At 73.4% G+C, this 19346-nt stretch carries 18 protein-coding genes; 14 read left to right on the plus strand and 4 right to left on the minus strand.

The annotated features are described in order from the left end of the window. Window positions 1–9 precede the first annotated feature (9 nt). The 4 genes from NQU54_RS31655 (at window position 10) to NQU54_RS31670 (ending at window position 6187) form a co-directional block, all read left to right on the plus strand. Complete coding sequence (locus tag NQU54_RS31655; protein WP_257634018.1) at window positions 10–987, plus strand: universal stress protein; 978 nt, start codon at window positions 10–12, stop codon at window positions 985–987. 235 nt (window positions 988–1222) lie between these two features. Then, the gene (locus NQU54_RS31660; protein WP_257634069.1) at window positions 1223–2866 is read left to right on the plus strand and encodes a sensor histidine kinase; all 1644 of its coding nucleotides are present in this window, start codon (window positions 1223–1225) and stop codon (window positions 2864–2866) included. Window positions 2867–2946: 80 nt separating this feature from the next. Next, window positions 2947–3549, plus strand: coding sequence for an Rv1733c family protein (locus NQU54_RS31665; protein WP_257634019.1), 603 nt, complete (start codon window positions 2947–2949; stop codon window positions 3547–3549). Between the two features lie 199 nt (window positions 3550–3748). Continuing rightward, entirely contained in the window at window positions 3749–6187 is a 2439-nt protein-coding gene (locus NQU54_RS31670; RefSeq protein WP_069871314.1) for a right-handed parallel beta-helix repeat-containing protein, read from the plus strand. On the opposite strand, the gene NQU54_RS31675 is transcribed toward NQU54_RS31670, so the two are convergent. Continuing rightward, complete coding sequence (locus tag NQU54_RS31675) at window positions 6157–8538, minus strand: hypothetical protein (RefSeq protein ID WP_372506102.1); 2382 nt, start codon at window positions 8536–8538, stop codon at window positions 6157–6159. The two genes, NQU54_RS31670 and NQU54_RS31675, sit on opposite strands and share 31 nt — an antisense overlap. A gap of 201 nt (window positions 8539–8739) precedes the next feature. On the opposite strand from NQU54_RS31675, the gene NQU54_RS31680 reads away from it, so the two are divergent. Continuing rightward, window positions 8740–9585: a DeoR/GlpR family DNA-binding transcription regulator gene (locus tag NQU54_RS31680; protein ID WP_069871309.1), complete on the plus strand. Its 846-nt coding sequence runs from the start codon at window positions 8740–8742 to the stop codon at window positions 9583–9585. A gap of 24 nt (window positions 9586–9609) precedes the next feature. Further along, window positions 9610–10083 (plus strand): SRPBCC family protein, encoded by a 474-nt coding sequence (locus NQU54_RS31685; RefSeq protein ID WP_257634020.1) that lies wholly within the window; start codon window positions 9610–9612, stop codon window positions 10081–10083. Window positions 10084–10129: 46 nt separating this feature from the next. Here the strand turns inward: NQU54_RS31685 and NQU54_RS31690 are convergent, their stop codons facing one another. Further along, window positions 10130–11251: a PLP-dependent cysteine synthase family protein gene (locus NQU54_RS31690; RefSeq protein WP_306279265.1), complete on the minus strand. Its 1122-nt coding sequence runs from the start codon at window positions 11249–11251 to the stop codon at window positions 10130–10132. A gap of 179 nt (window positions 11252–11430) precedes the next feature. Between NQU54_RS31690 and NQU54_RS31695 the strand changes: the two genes are divergently transcribed. Both NQU54_RS31695 and NQU54_RS50245 read left to right on the plus strand, forming a co-directional pair. After that, complete coding sequence (locus NQU54_RS31695) at window positions 11431–11766, plus strand: hypothetical protein (RefSeq protein ID WP_069871304.1); 336 nt, start codon at window positions 11431–11433, stop codon at window positions 11764–11766. 185 nt (window positions 11767–11951) lie between these two features. Continuing rightward, window positions 11952–12716: an ATP-binding protein gene (locus tag NQU54_RS50245; protein WP_372506103.1), complete on the plus strand. Its 765-nt coding sequence runs from the start codon at window positions 11952–11954 to the stop codon at window positions 12714–12716. 228 nt (window positions 12717–12944) lie between these two features. Here NQU54_RS50245 and NQU54_RS31705 read toward each other — a convergent pair whose 3' ends face one another. Continuing rightward, a complete protein-coding gene (locus tag NQU54_RS31705; RefSeq protein ID WP_257634021.1) occupies window positions 12945–13241 on the minus strand; it encodes an SHOCT domain-containing protein in 297 nt (98 codons plus the stop codon). A gap of 220 nt (window positions 13242–13461) precedes the next feature. Here NQU54_RS31705 and NQU54_RS31710 point away from each other — a divergent pair, with 220 nt between their 5' ends. Then, the gene (locus tag NQU54_RS31710; protein ID WP_257634022.1) at window positions 13462–14049 is read left to right on the plus strand and encodes a DUF4865 family protein; all 588 of its coding nucleotides are present in this window, start codon (window positions 13462–13464) and stop codon (window positions 14047–14049) included. Between the two features lie 94 nt (window positions 14050–14143). Here NQU54_RS31710 and NQU54_RS31715 read toward each other — a convergent pair whose 3' ends face one another. Beyond that, complete coding sequence (locus NQU54_RS31715; RefSeq protein ID WP_257634023.1) at window positions 14144–15373, minus strand: ROK family protein; 1230 nt, start codon at window positions 15371–15373, stop codon at window positions 14144–14146. Window positions 15374–15390: 17 nt separating this feature from the next. Here NQU54_RS31715 and NQU54_RS31720 point away from each other — a divergent pair, with 17 nt between their 5' ends. From NQU54_RS31720 to NQU54_RS31740, 5 genes are read left to right on the plus strand one after another with little or no spacing between them, the layout of a single operon-like run. Continuing rightward, on the plus strand, window positions 15391–16812 hold the full coding sequence (locus NQU54_RS31720; RefSeq protein WP_257634024.1) for an MFS transporter: 1422 nt from the start codon (window positions 15391–15393) through the stop codon (window positions 16810–16812). A 55-nt stretch (window positions 16813–16867) separates the two neighbouring features. After that, window positions 16868–17602, plus strand: coding sequence for a maleylpyruvate isomerase family mycothiol-dependent enzyme (locus NQU54_RS31725; protein ID WP_257634025.1), 735 nt, complete (start codon window positions 16868–16870; stop codon window positions 17600–17602). Window positions 17603–17655: 53 nt separating this feature from the next. Next, window positions 17656–18180, plus strand: a complete 525-nt coding sequence (locus NQU54_RS31730; RefSeq protein WP_257634026.1) for a DUF4442 domain-containing protein — start codon at window positions 17656–17658, stop codon at window positions 18178–18180. 6 nt (window positions 18181–18186) lie between these two features. Beyond that, window positions 18187–18429: a DUF6332 family protein gene (locus NQU54_RS31735; RefSeq protein ID WP_257634027.1), complete on the plus strand. Its 243-nt coding sequence runs from the start codon at window positions 18187–18189 to the stop codon at window positions 18427–18429. Beyond that, window positions 18429–19337, plus strand: a complete 909-nt coding sequence (locus NQU54_RS31740; protein ID WP_257634072.1) for a DUF2797 domain-containing protein — start codon at window positions 18429–18431, stop codon at window positions 19335–19337. The genes NQU54_RS31735 and NQU54_RS31740 overlap by 1 nt, the downstream gene beginning before the upstream one ends. Window positions 19338–19346 lie beyond the last annotated feature (9 nt).

The raw sequence follows: 19346 nt of genomic DNA on the forward strand, positions 1-19346 counted from the left end.
GGAGAGGCGGTGGACACGGTGGAGCTTCCCGTGGTCGTCGGGGTCGACGGTTCGGACGCCGCCTCGGACGCACTGGACTGGGCGGCCGAGCTGGCCGGGCGCCGCGGGCTGCCGCTGCGCGTCGTCCATGCCTCCCTGTGGGAGCGGTACGAGGGCTACATCCCCGGTACGTCCGCCGACCGGCCCGCCGAGCGGCTCCACAGCGAGGCGGTGCTGGCCACCGCGGCCGAGCGGGCCGGACGGCGGGTGCCGGCCCTGAAGGTGATGACCGACCTGGCGTCCGACGACGCGGTCACGGCCCTGCTGCGCACCGGGCAGAGTGCCGAGGCGCTGGTGGTCGGCTCGCGCGGGCGCGGCGAGTTCGCCTCCCTGCTGCTCGGCTCGGTCGGCCTGGGCATCGCGGCCCGCGCCCTGTGCCCGGTGGTCGTGGTGCGCGGCCGCCCGGAGAACGTGCGGGGCGGGATGAACCGGGTGGCGGTGGGGATCGCCGAGCGCGAGCGCCCCGGCGACCAGGAGCCCGCGCCGCCCTCCGCCGCCGTGGCGTTCGCCCTCCGCGAGGCGCGGCTGCGCGGCGGCGAACTGGAGGCGGTGCACGCCTGGCGCTGTGCGGGCCCCGAGGACCATGGAGCGCGCGAGGAGCATGGGAGACGCGAGGAGCGCAGAGGACGCGAGGACCATGGGGGACGCGAGGAGCACGGGGCGCATGAGGGCCAGGGGGCGCGCGAGGCTCACACACGGCGCGCCGCCGAGCTCCTGGACGAGACGCTGGGCGGCGCCTCGGCGGCCGGGCTGCCGCCGGTGCCGGTGGCGCACCGCCCGGTCGAGGGCTCGGCGCGCAAGGCGCTGCTGGACGCCTCCGCGCACGCCGATCTGCTGGTGGTCGGGGCCCGGCGGCGGCAGGGGCACTTCGGCATGCAACTGGGGCTCGTCAACCACGCCGTTCTGCATCACGCCAGGTGCCCGGTCGCCGTGGTGCCGGTTTCCTAGCCACCGGCTCCGCGGCGCCGCACCCGGCCCTGGCCGAGTTCCTCCCCTTTCCGTCACTGTCGGTCCCCCGCCCCGGCTACTCTGCTGGTGAGAGGCTCATGGGGGGGATGGAGGCCAGGTGTCGTCGGGCAGTGCGGACCAGGGACGCCATCCGGCCCTCCCCCAACTCCGGCTCGACCAGCTGCTCGGCGAGCTCCAGGCGCGGCTGGACGCGGCCCGGTCCACCCAGGACCGGATGCACAGCCTCCTGGAGGCCGTGCTCAGCGTGGGCCGTGAGCTGGACCTGGAGCAGGTGCTGCGCCGGATCGTGGAGGCCGCGGTGGTGCTGGCCGACGCGGAGTACGGCGCGCTGGGCGTGGTCGACCGGCACCGGCTCTCGCAGTTCCTGCCGGTGGGCATATCCGGGGAACAGGCGTACCGCATCGGCCCGTTACCCAGCGGCCACGGACTGCTCGGCGAGCTGATCCGCCACCCCCAGCCGCTGCGGCTCACCGATCTGTCGGAGCATCCGGCGAGCTACGGCTTCCCCGAGCACCATCCGCCGATGCGCTCGTTCCTGGGCGTGCCGATACGGGTGCGGGACGAGGTCTTCGGAAATCTCTATCTGACCGAGAAGCGCGGCGGCGCCCAGTTCGACGCCGATGACGAGGCGGTGCTGACCACCTTGTCGGTCGCCGCCGGGGTGGCCATCGACAACGCCCGGCTGTACCACGAGAGCCGGCGCCGCGAGCAGTGGCTGGAAGCGCTCGGTGTCATCACCCGTACGCTGCTGGCGGGCACCCCGGCGGCCGAGGCGCTGAGCCTGATCGCCCGGCTCGCCCTCCAGGTGGCCCTCGCCGACTCGGCGGCGATCCTGCTGCCCGCCACGGGCACCGACTCCCTGATGGTCGAGGTGGCCGAGGGGCATGACGCGGAGCGCATCGGCGGGCTCGTGGTGCCGTCCGACGGCTCGCTGGCCGGGCTCGCCGCCCGCACCGGACGCCCCGCGTTCGCCTCGGACGTACGGGTGGACTCCCGGGCCAGATCCTGGCCGCTGTCGGCTCCGGAGAGCGAGTTCGGGCCGGTGGTGGCCGTTCCGCTGGTCGCGGGCGAGCGGGCCTCCGGGGCGCTGCGGCTGTGCCGGCTCGCCGGGCGGCAGCCCTTCGACGACCATGAGGTCGCGCTGCTCTCGGGGTTCGCGGCGCAGGCGGCCCTGGCGCTGGAACTGGCCCGGCATCGCGCCGAGTCCGAGCATATGGCGATCCTCCAGGACCGTGATCGGATCGCCCGGGACCTTCATGATCTGGCCATTCAGCGGCTCTTCGCGACCGGGCTCACCCTCCAGAGCGCGGGCCGGCTGATCGAACGCCAGGAGGCGGCCGAACGGGTGGGGCGGGCCGTGGACGACCTGGACGAGACCATCAAGATCATCCGTTCCACGATCTTCGCCCTGCGCACGGTCGGGGACGACGGCGGCGAACCCGCCACGCTGCGGCGGCGGCTGGTCAAGGCCGTCCGGTCGGCCTCCGACACCCTGGGCTTCGCGCCGTCGCTGCTGATGGACGGCCCGGTCGACACCGATGTGCCGGACGAGACCGGTGACCATGTGCTGGCGGTGCTCGCCGAGGCTCTCAGCAACACCGTGCGGCACGCCCATGCCCAGCGGGTGGAGGTGCGGCTGACCGTCGGCGCGCGCATCACCCTGGAGGTCACGGACAACGGGGTGGGCATCGGGGGCGCCGCGCCCAGCGGCGGGCTGGTCAATATGCGGTCACGGGCCGAGCTGCTGGGCGGCACATTGGACATCGAGGCGCCCGAGGCGGGTGGCACCCGGCTGGTCTGGTGTGTCCCTCTTGACCGCCGACGGCCCGCCGGAAGGGCGAAAGGGACGGCCCCGTGATATTGCTCTCTCTTCACCGAATTCGCGCATATCCGGCCCGCCATGCGGTACCCACGAGTGGGGAAGGGGGTGTCTGATCCATGCGAAAAATCTGGGGGCTGCGGCGCTGGCGGCGCAACCCGCTGCGCCGTAGGACCGACGTCGTGGAGGCGTGCGCGGCGCTGATCGCCGCGTCGCTCATCCTGCTCGTCGCCCCCGCCGTCGGCTGGGCATCGGGGTCGTTGGCGCACGGGGCTCTGGTGAAGGCCGCGCGCGAGCAGCGTGCCGAGCGGCATCTGCTCTCGGCCACGGTGGTGAAGGTGCTGCCGCACCCACCCATCGACTCCGATCCCGAGACCGCGTCCGCGAGAGACGCCCACCGCCGCGTCCTCGCCCGCTGGACGGGGCCGGACGGCAGCAAACACGAGGGCACTCTGGGTGCCCATCCCGGTGCCGACCCCGGTGAGCGGTTCCGGATCTGGACCGACGACCGCGGCCGCCCCGTCGGCCGTCCGCTGGACACCGCGACGGCCGCCACCCACGCCGTGCTGGCGGGGATCGGCGCGGCGGGGGCCACGGCGGTCCTGGTGGACGGTGCCAGGCGGCTGGTCGTATGGCAGCTGATGCGCCGGCGCTATGTGCAGTGGGACATCGCCTGGGAGCGAGCCGGTCAGGACTGGGGCCGGGCGGACGCCGACAGCTAGCCTGTCCGAGCGGGCAGCGAAGGCAGTAAACGGGCGGGAGTTGTCATATGAACGCCAACTCCCCCCGTGCTCCACAGGCACGTCAACTCGGGGTGCCGTGCGCACGCTACGGTGGGGCATTCCATATGCGCAGCGGCAGTCAGCAGCGGCTGTCGGGCGCGCACACCGGCATCGCACGAGGTGGGGGCACAGCAGCACCATGGCACAGGGCTCGGTCGTCCAGGTGACGCACAGCGGAACGTCGCGGTGGCGGCGCCGCACCGGAGAGTACGCCTCCCTCTCGGCGGCCCTGGAGGCCGCCGGGGACGGTGATGTGCTCTCCATCTCGCCCGGCACCTACCGCGAGAATCTGGTGGTGGGCCGGGCCGTCACCCTGCGCGGGCCCGAGGGCTCGGCGCGCGGTTCGGTGCGGATCGCGCCGGTGGACGGAGTCGCGCTGACGATACGTGCCTCCGCCGTGGTCCAGGATCTGCATGTCGAGGGCCAGGACTCGGCCGCCCCCGCGCTGCTCATCGAGGACGCCACCCCTGAGCTGACGGACGTCCGGGTCGCCACGCGGTCGGCGGTCGGCATCGAGGTGCGCGGCGGCGCCCGTCCGACCGTGCGGCGCTGCACCGTGGACAACCCCGCGGGTGTCGGGCTCAGCGTGCTGGACGGCGCGGGCGGGGTGTTCGAGGAGTGCGAGGTGGTGGCCGCCGGGCAGTCCGGGGTGGCGGTGCGTGGCGGCGCCCGTCCGCGCCTGGACCGCTGCCGGGTGCACCACGCGTCCGGGTCGGGCTTCTCGCTGACCGGCGAGGGCTCCTCGCTGGAGGCCGTCGGCTGTGAGGTGTACGAGATCAGGGGCGCCGGGGTGCAGGTCTCCGGGCGCGCCACCGGCAATCTGACCGACTGCCGGGTGCACCGTACGACGGCGGACGGGGTGAACCTGGACACCGACGCGGTGCTCACGCTCGCCGACTGCGAGATCCATGACATCCCGGAGAACGCGATCGACCTGAGGTCGCGTTCGGTGCTGACGCTGACCCGCTCCACGGTGCGCCGCTTCGGGCGCAACGGCCTGTCGGTGTGGGACCCGGGCACCCGGGTGGACGCCAACCAGTGCGAGCTGCACGAGAGCACCGGCGACTATCCGGCGGTGTGGGTGAGCGACGGGGCGACCGCCGTGCTCGACTCGTGCCGGGTGCGCGAGGTGCCCGACGCGCTGTTCGTCCTGGACCGCGGGTCGCGGGTCGACGTGGTCGACAGCGATCTTTCACAGGTGCGCTCCACCGCGGTCTCGGTCAGCGACGGGGCCATCGTCCAGCTGGACGACTGCCGCATCCGGGAGGCGGCCACCGGGGCGTGGTTCCGCGACCACGGCAGCGGCGGCACGCTCGCCAACTGCACCATCGACGGCGCCGCCACCGGAGTGATCGTCACCAAGGGCGCCGATCCGACGGTCGAGCGCACCACGGTCACCGGGCCGACCGAGGCCGGGTTCTATGTGTCCGCCGAGGGCCGCGGCACGTTCACCGGCTGCCGGGTCACCGGCAGCGGGGGCTACGGCTTCCACATCATCGACGGCTGCCGCACCACCCTGACCCGGTGCCGTACGGAGCGGTGTGCGCGCGGCGGGTACGAGTTCTCCGAGGCCGGGCCGATCGTCGAGGACTGCACCAGCGACGAGAGCGCCACCACGGCGCTGGGCTCCCCGACCACGCCCGCCCACCCCCCGGTCACCGCGCCCGCCGTGGAGACCGCCGCCTCCACGGGCGGGCTGCTGGGTGGCGTCCCGGCGCAGCGGTCCGCCCAGACCTCCGCGCCCGCCGCCGAGCCCCCGGTCGACATCCGCCCGTCCTCCGCGGTGCTGGGCGAGCTGGACGCACTGGTCGGGCTGGAGAGCGTCAAGCGCGAGGTGCGCGCCCTCACCGACATGATCGAGGTGGGCCGGCGGCGTCAGGAGGCCGGGCTCAAGGCCGCCTCGGTCCGCCGCCATCTGGTCTTCACCGGCTCCCCCGGCACCGGTAAGACGACGGTCGCCCGGCTCTACGGGGAGATCCTGGCCTCCCTCGGAGTGCTGGAGCGCGGCCATCTGGTGGAGGTCTCCCGGGTGGACCTGGTGGGTGAGCACATCGGCTCCACGGCCATCCGCACCCAGGAGGCGTTCGACCGGGCGCGCGGCGGGGTGCTGTTCATCGACGAGGCGTACGCCCTGTCACCGGAGGACTCCGGCCGGGACTTCGGCCGGGAGGCGATAGACACCCTGGTGAAGCTGATGGAGGACCACCGGGAGGCGGTCGTGGTCATCGTGGCCGGGTACACGGCGGAGATGGAGCGCTTTCTGTCCGTCAACCCCGGTGTGGCCTCCCGCTTCTCGCGCACCATCACCTTCGGCGACTACGCCCCGGAGGAGCTGCTGCGGATCGTGGAGCAGCAGGCCGAGGAGCATGAGTACCGGATCGGCGACGGTGCGTCGGAGGCCCTGCTGAAGTACTTCACCGCGCTCCCCAAGGGCCCGGCGTTCGGCAACGGCCGCACCGCCCGGCAGACCTTCGAGGCGATGGTGGAGCGGCATGCGGGCCGGGTCGCCCAGATGAGCGACCCGACCACGGAGGACCTCACGCTGCTCTACCCCGAGGACCTGCCCGAGCTCATCTGACCGGTGGCCCCCTCCTGGGGAGGTGGCGGCGTCTGCTCCGGGAGCCGGGCCAGTAGCCCGGCCCGCTCCCGGTCGAAGACGGGGTCGGCCTGATAGTCCCCATGGCCCAGGATCGGTGCGGGCAGCGGGTGTTCGGGCGTACGGCCGTAGACCAGCGGGTCCTTGAGCGCGTCGCAGTCGACCTCGGGCCCGCTGCCGTCGGGCAGCAGCATGGGGCCGCCGATCGGATCGGTGTAGCGCCACAGATTGCGCCAGCAGCGCACCTCGCCGTGGAGCGAGAGCAGTTGCGTGGGGCCGAAGTAGGCGGGGAACCAGCGCCCGTAGAGCCGCTCCAGCGGTGAGCCGTAGGTGAGCAGCGCGACCCGGCCGCGGGTGCGGTGGTCCACCTGCCAGACCGCCGCGGCGGCCAGCACACTGCCCTGGGAGTGGCCGGAGATGACCAGCCGGCCGCCGTGCCTGCGGGTCCAGGTCTCCATCCGCCAGGTCAGGTCGGGCACCGCCCGCTCGGCGTAGCACGGGGGCGCGAAGGGGTGGGCGGCGCGCGGCCAGAAGGTGCCCACGTCCCACAGGATGCCGATGGTGCGGCGGGCGGAGGGGCTGCGGTAGGCGCGGCGGGCCCAGGTGGCCAGCATCAGGCAGGCCACCCCCATCAGCCAGGAGCCCAGGGCCTGCGCGGTCTGGGCCGCGGCGTCCACGACCCCGGGCGCGCTGTCGGCGGCCCGCCCGGGCACCTGGTGCGTGGCCCAGGCCCCGGTGACGGCGCAGGCGCCGAACAGCAGGGTCAGCAGCGCGAAGGGACCGACGATCCACGGGGCGGAGTCGGTGAGGCCGGCGCGGGCGATCGTGCTCGCGATGCGCCGGGTGCGCACCGCGTCGGGCCGCTCCCCTGGATAGCCGTCCATGATGGTCGGCAGCAGCCGTTCGCGCGTCCGCCACACCCTTACGGTGAAGATCACCAGCAGTCCGACCAGGACCAGCAGCAGCGCGGGGATGGCCGTGGCCAGCCAGGTCAGCAGGACCGGCGGGGCGATGCCCGGCCCCTCACCGGGGGTGGCGCCGCCGTCCAGCCAGTCGGCGATGCGCTGGGCGACACCGCCCGAGAGCACCGCGCCGAGCCCGCAGGCGAGCACCGCCACGGCGGGCCCGGCGAGCCCGTACAGCGGGGTGCGGCCGGGAGCGGCCCGGTGGAGGACCAGGGCGCACACCGCCATGGCCACGATCAGCGCGCCCTCCCCGATGACGATGACGCAGAACGCCTGGTTGCCCGGCAGCTTGCCGGAGGAGGCCCAGTCGGGGCGGGACCAGGCGGCGTACAGGACGGAGAGCGCCAGCACCCCGAGGGCCGCGCCGGGCAGCGCGGTGATGGTGATGCGGTCCAGTTCCCCGTCGACCTTGGTCTCGCTGCGGCCTCTGAAGCACACCACGGCCACCACCGCGACCGCGCCCATGACGAGCAGCGTCAGCAGCGCCCAGCCCACGGCGTCCTGCAACCCGCTGCCGCCCGGTCCGCGGTCGTAGGCGGTGGTGGGCAGGGTCAGGCCCGCCGCGACGGTGAGGAAGCCGGCCGCGGTGTGCGCGGCGCGCAGCCGGGCGACGATCCTGCGGCCGTACCAGAAGCCGGGCAGGCACAGCGCGGGGCGGTTGCCCGCCTCGGGGGCGGACTCGTCGACGGGGCGCTCCAGCGGCGGGGAGGACTCGTACGCGCTCCAGGTGCGGTTGGACAGGTACCACAGCAGTCCGGTGAGCGCGCCGGGCAGCACCGCGGCGAGCGCGAGCCTGCGGCCGGGCTGGCTCCACCAGCCGTGGTTCTCCGGGGACAGGAAGCCGAGCCAGGACTTGCCCCCGGCGCAGTCGGCCGAACCGGCACACTGCCAGGCGAACAGGTCCAGGCCAACCTCGCAGGCCCCGGCGATCAGCAGCACGGTCAAGGTGAGCGCCACGAGCCGGACGAACAGGCCGTAGGCGCGCACAGTCCGCTCGCGCCGGTCGGCCGGGGGCCGCATCCAGTGGGCGAGGTTGGCGACCATGAAGGGCAGTAAAAGCAGCCACAGGGCGCGCGAGCTGTTGCCCGAGGTGAGGTTGCACCATACGTACGCCTCGCGGATCGGGCCCTCGCGGTCCGGCCCCTCGCGCTCCTCCGGCGGGCGCCGCTCGGCGTCGAGGTCGACCGTCCTGCGGTAGACCGCCGCCGTCTCGTCGCCGGTCACCAGGCTGGTGCGCGGATCGCCCAGCATCTCCTCGGGGGTGGTGCCGCCCACTCCGTGGACGAGGAGTTCGAGATCGGGTGGCGGCGCTCCGCCCTTGCGGGCCGTCGTCGCCTCCGCCGCGTCGGGCGGTGTGTCCTTGGGCATGGTCGCTGGCACCGTTCCCCCGATTCCGGTGTGGTGCGGTCGTTCGGCTCCAGGATTGTGCCCACCGGCCGCCTGCCCCGACCATGACAGGGCGGGCGTGGCGAAATCGTGACCCTGGGTGCTCCGGCGATCGGCTGTCCCCACCCCGTGCGAAGATGAACGCGCGGGCGACGAGGGCCGACCGGAAGGAGACGAGGCCGGGTGAGCGACAACCAGAACCTCCTCGCGGAGCAGCGGCGCGCCCTGATCCTCGATGAGGTCAGGCGGCGCGGTGGGGTGCGGGTCAATGAGCTGACGCGCAAGCTCAATGTCTCGGACATGACGGTCCGTCGCGATCTGGACGCGCTGGCCCGGCTGGGCGTGGTGGAGAAGGTGCACGGCGGGGCCGTGCCGATCGCCGAGGCGAGCACGTACGAGCCCGGGTTCGAGGCCAAGTCGGGCCTCGAGCTGAGCGCCAAGGAGGACATCGCGAAGGCGGCGGCCGCGATGGTCACACCGGGCACCGCGATCGCCCTGGCCGGGGGCACCACGGCCTTCGCACTGGCCCAGCAGCTGCTGGAGGTGCCGGATCTGACCGTGGTGACGAACTCGGTCCGGGTCGCCGATGTGTTCTACAACGCCCAGCGGTCGGCGGCGCTCGGCGGAGTGGGCCCGCGCCCCGGTGCGGCCACCGTCGTGCTCACCGGCGGGGTGCGGACACCGTCGGACACGCTGGTGGGGCCGGTCGCGGACGCGGCTGTGCGCTCGCTCCACTTCGATGTGCTGTTCCTCGGAGTGCACGGCATATCGGTGGAGGCGGGTCTGTCGACGCCCAACCTCGCGGAGGCGGAGACCAACCGCCACTTCGTCAGGGCCGCGCGGCGGGTGGTGGTGGTCGCGGACCACACCAAGTGGGGCACGGTGGGGCTGAGTTCCTTCGCCTCGCTGGAGCAGGTGAACGCGCTGGTCACGGACCCGGGGCTGCCCGAGGAGGCGCGGGCGGAGATCTCCGAGTATCTGCCGGAGCTGGTGGTGGCGGGCGAGCCGTCCCGCACCGCAGACATCTGACACCCCGGCAGTTATCGTGTGCCCATGACACACCGGTTGCGTTCGGTCGGACTGGAGTACGCCGAGACCGCCCCGGTGCGGCTCGTCTTCGTCGCCGAGATCTCGGCCGCTCCGGAGGCGGTGTTCGAGGCGTTCGCCGACGTCGAGGGCTGGCCGCGGTGGTACCGGCAGGTGAAGCGGGCCCGCGCCACGGACGGCGGCAAGCGCAGGGAGATCCGGCTCGTGGGCGGCACCCGCTTCCGCGAGACGGTCATGGCCTCCGATCCACACGAGCGCTATGCCTACCGCGTCGACGAGACCAACGCGCCGGGGCTGCGGGCGCTGCTGGAGGAGTGGACGCTGCGGCCCTCGGGCGGCGGCGGGACCGTGGTGCGCTATGTCTTCGCGGTGGACGGCACGGTGCTGCTGCGCGGTGCCGTGCGGGCGCTGCGGCCGGGTCTGCGGCGCGCGTTCCACCAGGCGGTGCGGAACCTGGACCGGATGGTGGCGGCGGGCTGACGGGCCGTACGGGCGGACGTCAGCCGGTCCTGTCGGCGGGAAGACCTCAATCGGTCCAGTCGCCGGTGGTGAGGAAGACGTCGAGCGTCTTCACATACGGCTCGATGTCCAGCCCCTGCTCCTCGAGCCACACATCCGAGTAGTACTTGTCCAGATACCGCTCCCCCGGATCGCACAGCAGCGTCACCACGCTCCCGGTGCGCCCCGCGGCGACCATCTCCGCGACGATCCGCAGGGCGCTCCACAGCCCCGTCCCGGTGGAGCCGCCCGCCTTGCGGCCGATGGCCCGCTCCAGGGCGCGGACGGCCGCGACGCTCGCCGCGTCCGGGACCTTCATCATCCGGTCGATCGCGCCCGGTACGAAGCTGGGCTCCATCCGGGGGCGGCCGATGCCCTCGATGCGTGAGCCGCGGTCGCTGAAGGCGTGGGCGTCCTGGTGGACCCAGCCGTCGAAGAAGCAGGAGTTCTCCGGGTCGGCGACGCACACCCGGGTGTCGTACTGCATGTAGTGGACATAGCGGGCGATGGTCGCCGAGGTGCCGCCGGTGCCCGCCGTGGCGATGACCCACGCCGGTTCCGGATAGCGCTCCAGACGCAGCTGCTGATAGATCGACTCGGCGATGTTGTTGTTGCCCCGCCAGTCCGTGGCCCGCTCGGCGTAGGTGAACTGGTCCATGTAGTGCCCCCCGGACTCCGCCGCGAGAGCCGCGGACTCCTCGTACATCGTCCGCGGGTCGTCCACGAAATGACATCGGCCGCCATGGAATTCGATCAGGCGGCACTTCTCCCTGCTGGTCGTGCGGGGCATCACCGCGATGAAGGGCACCCCGATCAGCTTGGCGAAGTACGCCTCGGACACGGCGGTCGAGCCGCTGGACGCCTCGATCACGGGCTTGTCCGGCCGGATCCAGCCGTTGCACAGCCCATAGAGGAACAACGAGCGCGCCAGACGGTGCTTGAGACTCCCCGTGGGGTGGGTGGACTCGTCCTTGAGGTAGAGGTCGATCCCCCAGCGCTCGGGCAGCGGAAAGCTCAGCAGATGGGTGTCCGCGGACCGCTGGGCATCGGCCTGCACCTTACGGACGGCCTCCTTCAGCCACTCGCGGTAGCCGTGATCGCTGCGGTCCACGTCGATCGTCCCGATGATCCCGCGCGCCTCGCCGTCCAACGCCCACTCCTCCTGCTTGTGCCCTTGCCCGGCCCGAGTGGCATACTCATGCCGTTTCGATCCTCATTGTCCCCCAGTGCGCCCTGGTGTCCGGGCCCGGTCACGGGCACACTGCGCAACAGGGAAAATGAGAGGCAGCGGCACACGTGCCAGTCGGAGCCATCGGGGAGGCGGTTGTGATGGCCGATAACGAGTTCAACGCCAGGGGAGTGCGGATCGAGCGGTTCCTGCGCTCGGTCACCCGCGCCGGACAGGTCATGATCAAGGACGGCAGGCTTCAGTTGCTGACCAGTTACGGCAGCGAGATCGACAGCGCGCCCGTGCAGTCGGTGCGCGCGAGCAAGCCCTGGTTCGTGGACGGGGACCAGGCCATGGCCACCGTCAACGGCACCCGCTATCGCCTCACCCTCGGCTCGCAGGACGCCAAGTCCACCTCGGCCAAGTCCGGCTCCGGCGCCGCCAGCCGCTTCCTCGACGCCGTCCGGTCCGCCCGGGGGCACTCGCCGAAGAGGTGAGACGGCCGAGTTGCGCATGCGCGCGGCCGGACCGACCCTGGACGAGTATCAGTATCACTGAGGGTCAACAAGCGGTGACGCTGAGAACCGTCCCACCGGTCGCGCCCAGCAGCCACCACTGCTGAACGTGTTCGTCGCCCGCATCTGAATCAGGCTAGCCCCAACTTCTTCAGGGAGTCGCAGCCGTGATCAGTCGTCCTAGCAGGCATTGCACGGTGGAGCTGCAAGCCCTGCCGTCGCGGATCGGACAGGTCCGCAGAATCGTGTCGGCGCAGTTGCGCTACTGGCATCTGGATCCGCTCATCGACCCGGCGGCGCTCGGCGTCACCGAACTGCTCACCAATGTCCATCGGCACGCCGAGCCGGGCAAGCAGTGCACGGTGGAGATCGCTCTCATGCTGGACCGGCTGACCGTTTCGGTCCGCGACCAGGATCCGCGGCTGCCCCGCCTCCGGACCTGCGATCCGTTCGCCACCCACGGCAGGGGGCTCGCGCTGGTCGCGTCCGTCAGCCAGAGCTGGGGGATGCACGCGCGGGACGACGGCAGCGGGAAGGTCGTCTGGTTCACGCTGGCCGTGCCGCGCCCCACCGCGACCGCCAAGTCGCCCCTTCCGGCGCACGGAGCGGGCCGCACCGCGCCGCCCCACCGCACGGACGCCTCCCGTCCGGCGCCGGCGCCCACCGCGCCCGGCACCGGCCCCGCGCCCACCACGGAGCCCGCCACGGCACCTGCACCTGCACCTGCACCTGCACATGCCGCCCCGGCGCCCGCCCCCGCACCCGTCGCCTCCGCGCCGCCCGTTGCTCCGACACCGGCCCCCGCCGCCGCGGCTCCGACACCGGCCCCCGCCGCCGCGGCTCCGGCACCGGCACCGGCCGCTGCCGCCGCTCCGGCGCCCGCGGTGCACGAGCGGGCCCCCGCCACCGCCCGGTCGGCGGCTTCCCGCTGAGCACGCGGGCGTCCCGCCTCGCGGGAGGCGGGACGGCCCGAGGGGCCCGGCGGCCCGGACAGCCGCAGTGGCCCAGGCGGCCCTGACGCCCCGGCCCGCCTGACCGGACCGGCCGGATCGAGCGGACCGCCCTGCCCGACCCGAACGACCTGCCCAACCCGAACGACCTGCCCGACCCTGACGACCGGACCGAACACCCGGGGGTGTCGGCGCCCCCGGCGGCCACGGTCAAAGGGCCCCGCCCTTCGTCGCGTGGCGTCCGAACTGCTCGTCCAGGACGGACAGTCGGCGCCAGTACTCGTCCTCATCGATCTCACCGGCCGCGAAGCGACGGCCCAGCACCGCGATCGGCGATCGCTCGCCGAAGTCCACGGGGCCCTGTCGCCAGGGGGCGCGTCGGCGCCACCCGGCGCGCCTCAACAGGAAGACCGCGCCGACGACGACCAGGACCCACATCAGCGGGAAGAGCAGAATCCACGGTCCGGGGCCGTCGCCGTCGGCGAAGCCGTGCGCCAGGATGTTCATGATGATCGCGCTCCTCGGGAGTGGTGTTCTCATGGCCCTTGCCTCAGGGCCACTCCCGAGGATCACCTCCTTACGGTGCCCTGGTCGTCGTACGGCCGACGACAGTCCCGGTACCTCCCGGGGAGTACGGCTGCGCTGAGGCGATCCCTTCTGTACCTACTAGTGTGTACGATCGCGGCGAACGCATACGAACGCACGCCCCGCCGACAGGAGTTCGCCGATGCTCGCCATGCAGTACCGGATCACCCTGCCCGCCGACTACGACATGAGGATCATCCGGCGCCGGGTGGAGACGAAGGGGCCGCTGCTCGACGGCTTCTCGGGGCTGGGGCTCAAGGCGTACGGGATCCGGGAGCGCGGTGTGGACGGCTCACCGGTCCACCAGTACGCCCCGTTCTATCTGTGGACCGCGCCCGAGGCCATGAACCGCTTTCTGTGGGGCCCCGGATTCCAGGGCATCGTCCGGGACTTCGGCAGGCCCTCGGTCGAGCACTGGCAGGGGCTCGCCTTCGAGCGGGGCCCCTCAGCGGGCGCCGTGCCGCACACCGCCACCCGCCACGCCACGCCGGTTCCGGCCGCCGCCGACCCCGCCGCCGCCGTCGAGGACGCGCTGGCACGGCTGGCCGAACGCACCCGTAAGGACGGCGTCCACACGACGGCCCTCGGCATCGATCCGCGCGGCTGGGAGCTGATCCACTTCACGCTCTGGGAGGACTCCGTACCGCCCTCGGAGCCCGGCGACCGCTACCAGGTGCTCCATCTGTCGACCCCGGACCTGGACGAGCTCCCCCGGGGACGGCAGTGGTGACCGCCGTAAGGACGCGTCCCCGATCCCGGCCCCGGCCGCGGCTGCTCGCGGCGCCCCTCAGGGGTCCATGCCCCCGGGCCGCCCGGTGAGTGGGTCAGCCCACGCCCAGGGCCGCCAGGGGGTCGTCCAGCACCGGCTGCCACGCCAACTCCGCCGCCCCCACCAGGCTGTTGTGGTCCAGTGTGCACGGCAGGATCGGCACGCCCCCGCTCCGGCCCCATAGGCTCCGCTCCGCCACCACCGCGCGCAGCCGCTCCGGGTCGGCCTCCAGGAGCTCGCGGTGCAGCCCGCCGAGGATGATGCGGTCCGGGTTGAGGATGTTGACCAGACCGGCGAGTCCGAGGCCGAGGCGGTCGATGAGCTGCCCGGTGGCTGCCCGTACGGACGGCTCCGTGGCGTACTCCTCGCGCAGCAGATCGCGGGCCTGCTGCAACAGGGACACCTCCGGGCCCGGCTCGCGTCCGGCCGCCGTGAGGAAGGCGAGCGGATCGGCCTCGATGTCCAGACAGCCGCGGCTGCCGCAGTGGCAGGGCGGGCCCTCGGGGTTGACGGTCAGATGGCCGACCTCGAGGGCGAGCCCCGCGCTGCCGGTGTGCAGCCGCCCGTCGAGCACCAGCGCGCCGCCGACGCCCCGGTGCCCGGTGGCGACACAGAGCAGATGCTGGGCGCCGCCGCCCGCGCCATGGCGGTGTTCGGCGAGCGCGGCCAGGTTGACGTCATTGCCCGCGAAGCCGGTGACCGGCTCCCCGTCCTCGCCGCGGATACCGGCCGCGGCCAGGCTGCGGTTGAACAGGTCGCGCACCGGAGCGCCCGCGGGCCAGGCGACATGCAGCGGATTCAGGGCGGTGCCCTCCGGTTCGGCGACCGCGGACGGGACGGCGAGCCCCGCGCCCACGCAGCGGCGGCCGGTCTCCCGCAGCAGTTGGGCACCGGCCTCGACCACCGCGTCGATGACATGCGCCGGATCCGCGGGCACGGTCATACAGCCGGGGGCGGTGGCCACGGTCCGGCCGCCGAGTCCGACGAGCGCCGCGCGGAAGCCGTCGGCGTGCACCTGGGCGGCGAGCGCGACCGGCCCATGGGGGGCGATCGACAGCCGGTGGGAGGGACGGCCCTGTGCCCCGGCGGCCCCGAGCGGCCGCGAGTCGACTTGGATCAGGCCGAGCGCCTCCAACTCGGCGGCCACGGCGCCCGCGGTCGCGCGGGTCACGCCGAGTTCGGCCGTGAGCACGGCGCGGGTGGGGGCGCGGCCGGTGTGGACGAGTGCCAGTGCCGGGCCAAGAGCGCTTCGGCCGCGCTCGAGCCTTGTCCGTGTCTGGGTCACGCCCCTATTCTCACTTTGTGCCGACTCCAAACAAAACACGGACGGCCATCCCGGGCGCGCGCCGGTCCGTCGCCACACCTCGCGACCTCGCCCGGCTCCGCGCCGCCATCACCGCGTTCTTCTTCCTCGACGGTTTCGTGTTCGCCGGATGGGTCGCCCGGATCCCCGCGATCAAGGACCAGACGAGCGCCTCGGCGGGTGCGCTGGGGCTGGCCCTGCTCGGGGTGTCCGCGGGCGGTACGGCCACGATGATGGCCACCGGACGGCTGTGCCGCCGCTTCGGCAGCCACCCGACGACGGTGGCCTCCGGTGTGCTGCTCGCGGGCTCCGTCGCGCTGCCGCCGCTGACCCACTCCGCGCTCGCCCTCGGCCTGGTGCTGCTGGTGTTCGGCACCGGATTCGGCGCGCTCAACGTGGCCATGAACAGCGCCGCCGTCGACCTCATCGCCGCCCTGCGCCGCCCGGTCATGCCCGGTTTCCACGCCGCCTTCAGCCTGGGCGGGATGGCGGGGGCCGGGCTGGGCGGGCTGATCGCCGACCAGCTCTCCCCCACCCGCCATCTGTCGCTGCTCGCGGTCTTCGGGCTGCTGCTCGCGGCGGCCGCGGGCCGGACGCTGATCTCACTGCCGGTGCCCACGCCCCAGGGCGGCCCCGGGCTCGCGGCGAAGCCGGGGCCGGCCACCTCGTCCGAGCACACGGCCACGTCCGGGCCCGCCACCGAGCCCGGGCCCGCGGCCGAGACCGAGCACGCCACCGAGCCTGCGCTCGCGACCAAGGCCGAGTCCGCCGCCAAGGCCGGGCCCGCGGCCGAGACCGAGCACGCCACCGTCGGGCCCGAGCACGCCGCGGCCCCTGAGCCCTCCCCCGTCGCGGAGCGGCCGGCCCGCGCACGGTGGCTCGTCGCCGTCTTCGGCCTGATCGCGCTCTGCACGGCGTACGGCGAGGGCGCGATGGCCGACTGGGCGGCGCTCCATCTGCACCAGGACCTCGACGCGTCCGCCGGGCTGGCCGCCGCGGGCTACTCCGTCTTCGCCCTGATGATGGCCGTCGGCAGGCTCAGCGGCACCGCGCTGCTCGAACGGCTGGGCCAGACCAGGGCGTTGATCGCGGGCGGCACCACGGCCGCGGCCGGAATGCTGCTGGGCTCGCTCTCGCCCATGATCTGGCTCGCGCTCCTCGGCTTCGCGGTCACCGGGCTGGGCCTGGCCAACCTCTTCCCCGTGGCCATCGCGCGGGCGGGCGCGCTGACGGGGCCGGGCGGGGTCGCCGCGGCCTCCACGCTCGGCTACGGCGGCATGCTGCTGGGCCCGCCGACGATCGGCTTCCTCGCCGACTGGTACTCGCTGCCGATCGCGCTCACCACGGTCGCGGCGCTGGCCGCCGTGGCGGCGGTCGTCGCGTACGGCACGCGAAACGCCGTGCGCCCGGCCGGAAGCTGACATCCCCCTCCGCTCCGGCCCGGCCGTTGTCAGTGGCGGCTGGCACGATTCCGCCATGGAGACTGTCGAGTTGATCGAAACCTTGGACCGCGAGGGCCGGCTGCTGGCCGACGCCGCGGCCGAGGCCGGGGTGGACGCCCCGGTGCCCACGTGTCCCGACTGGCGCGTCCGGGACCTGCTGTCCCATATCGGCCAGGTGCACGGCTGGGCCACCCGGATCGTCGGCGAGGGCCTGACGGAGCCGGTCCGGCCCGCGGTGGACCCGGCACCGGCCGACGCCGAGCTGGTGGCGTGGTACCGCGAGGTCCATGGCCGGCTGGTGGACACCCTCACCCAGGCCGACCCGGAGCTGAAGTGCTTCACCTTCCTGCCGGCGTCCTCCCCGCTGGCGTTCTGGGCGCGGCGCCAGGCCCATGAGGCGGCCATCCACCGGGTCGACGCGGAATCGGCGCGGGGCGGAGAGCTCTCCCCGTTCACCCCGGAGTTCGCGGCCGACGGGGTCGATGAGCTGCTGGCCGGCTTCCACGGCCTGGACCGGTCAAAGGTGCGCACGGAGACCCCGGGCACGCTCCGGGTGAGGGCCATGGACCAGGACGCGGTCTGGACGATACGGCTGTCGCAGGACGCCCCGCGCACCGAGCGCCACGGCGAGGGGGCGGCCGACTGCGAGCTCGGCGGCCCGGCCCGCGACCTGTATCTCGCGCTCTGGAACCGGCTGCCGATCACCGCGCTGAGCACGGAGGGCGATGGGAAGCTGGCCGAGCTGTGGCGGGAGCGCTCCGGCATCTGAGACACCGACCATGAGGGTTACCGGCGAGTAATATCCCCTGTTAGCTTTTTGTCATGTCACGTCGATCGATGTCTCCGCGCGGCCTGCGCCGTGCGATGAACTGGTGGCCGCCCTATCTCTTCGCCGGAGTGCGGGTGGTCCACCTCGCGGAGGACTGGAGCAGCGCCCGCGTCAGGCTGCGGCTGCGCCGCTTCAACACCAACTACGTGGGGACCCATTTCGGCGGCTCGCTGTTCTCGATGAGCGACCCGTTCTGGATGCTGCTGGTGATGAACCGGCTCGGCCGGGACTACATCGTCTGGGACAAGGCCGGTGAGATCGACTTCGTCTCGCCCGGCCGCGGTGATGTGTTCGCCGAATTCAAGGTCACCGAGGAGCAGCTGGAGGAGATACGCGAGGCCACGGCGGACGGCGGCAAGGCGCTGCCGTGGTTCGAGAACGAAGTGGTCGCCGCTGACGGTACGGTCGTGGCACGCGTACGGAAGCAACTGTACGTACGCCGGAAGCACCGTGCCGGGCGGCCCGAGCCGGAGAGGACGGAGTCGGCGGCGGCCACCGGACACCCGACGGAGGGCTGATACGGAATGACCGGACCCCGTTCCCAGGACGAGCGCGACGCGCTCACCGTCGAGATTGTGTTCGCCCTGGTCACGGCCGGTCTGCTGGCGGCCGTGCTCTATGTCGCGGTCGCGAGCCCCGCGCTCTTCGGCGACCTGGGCCGGACCCAGGAGACGGTCTGGCACGGGGCTGCCGTCGCGGTGGCCGCCACCGGATTCGCCGTCCGACTGGTGCGGGCGCTGTGGCTCTTCTCCCGGCAGAGGCGCTGATGATGCGGGGCCCGCGGCCGGCACCACTGTGGCAGTGCGCGGGGGCGCGCTGGGACCGCCATGGACCCGCGCTGGTCTGGCGCCATCCGGCTCAGGGGGAACGGCTCTCCCCGCTGACGCCGGACCGCCCGCTCTCCTTCACCACCGGGCCCCGGCGCGACTGCGTCGGCGTCCGCAGGGGCGCCCGGCACACCCCGTGCCCGGCCGGGGCCGAGGTTCCCGCCTCCGTCATCTCGGCCCAGTGCCCGGACTGCGCCCGGCTGGACCGCTCGTACTCCGTGGCCGCCGACACCCGTACGGACGATCCGCGCCCTTACGACGTCTATCTCGCCTGGTTCGGCCCGGATCTGGTCAAGGTCGGGATCACCGCGGCCGAGCGGGAGGGGGCACGGCTGCTGGAACAGGCCGCGCTCTCGTACTGTCTGCTGGGCCGTGGCCCGCTGATGGCCGCGCGCCGGGCCGAGGCCGTGCTGGGCGCCGCGCTCGGCGTCCCGGACCGCTTCCCCTACGCCGCCAAGCGCACGGCCCGCGAGGCCCCGCCGCCCCCGGAGCGGCGGGCCGCCGATCTCGCCGCGCTCCACCAGCGGGCGCGTGGCCTGGGCGGTCTGCCGGAGTCGCTGGCCCTGGCCCCCTTCGAGCCGGTCCACCATGACGTGGCGTTCCATCTGGACCGGGTACGTCCGGCGCCGGGGCTGATCCGGCTCGTCCCCGAGACCACCGTGGCCGGACGTATCGACGCCGTGGCGGGCCCGGACCTCCACCTGACCGGGACGGACGGCCGCGCCCTGCTGCTGGACACCCGTCAGCTGGCGGGCTGGCCGCTGGCGTCGGCCGCGGCGGACGCCCCGACGACGGCGCCGGTGGTGGCGCGGGAGCGGGCGGCGGAGGCCCCGGAGGGGCTGTTCTGAGCGCAGCGG

Source organism: Streptomyces malaysiensis subsp. samsunensis (genome assembly GCF_024519315.1).
Lineage (GTDB): Bacteria > Actinomycetota > Actinomycetes > Streptomycetales > Streptomycetaceae > Streptomyces > Streptomyces malaysiensis.

Bases quoted from the DNA above. Each gene is read 5' to 3' on its own strand.
- NQU54_RS31660 (WP_257634069.1), top strand. From the start codon at position 1,223: ATGCACAGCCTCCTGGAGGCCGTGCTCAGCGTGGGCCGTGAGCTGGAC.
- NQU54_RS31665 (WP_257634019.1), top strand. From the start codon at position 2,947: ATGCGAAAAATCTGGGGGCTGCGGCGCTGGCGGCGCAACCCGCTGCGC.
- NQU54_RS31670 (WP_069871314.1), top strand. From the start codon at position 3,749: ATGGCACAGGGCTCGGTCGTCCAGGTGACGCACAGCGGAACGTCGCGG.
- NQU54_RS31675 (WP_372506102.1), bottom strand. From the start codon at position 8,538: ATGCCCAAGGACACACCGCCCGACGCGGCGGAGGCGACGACGGCCCGC.
- NQU54_RS31685 (WP_257634020.1), top strand. From the start codon at position 9,610: ATGACACACCGGTTGCGTTCGGTCGGACTGGAGTACGCCGAGACCGCC.
- NQU54_RS31695 (WP_069871304.1), top strand. From the start codon at position 11,431: ATGGCCGATAACGAGTTCAACGCCAGGGGAGTGCGGATCGAGCGGTTC.
- NQU54_RS31705 (WP_257634021.1), bottom strand. From the start codon at position 13,241: ATGAACATCCTGGCGCACGGCTTCGCCGACGGCGACGGCCCCGGACCG.
- NQU54_RS31710 (WP_257634022.1), top strand. From the start codon at position 13,462: ATGCTCGCCATGCAGTACCGGATCACCCTGCCCGCCGACTACGACATG.
- NQU54_RS31725 (WP_257634025.1), top strand. From the start codon at position 16,868: ATGGAGACTGTCGAGTTGATCGAAACCTTGGACCGCGAGGGCCGGCTG.
- NQU54_RS31730 (WP_257634026.1), top strand. From the start codon at position 17,656: ATGTCACGTCGATCGATGTCTCCGCGCGGCCTGCGCCGTGCGATGAAC.
- NQU54_RS31735 (WP_257634027.1), top strand. From the start codon at position 18,187: ATGACCGGACCCCGTTCCCAGGACGAGCGCGACGCGCTCACCGTCGAG.
- NQU54_RS31740 (WP_257634072.1), top strand. From the start codon at position 18,429: ATGATGCGGGGCCCGCGGCCGGCACCACTGTGGCAGTGCGCGGGGGCG.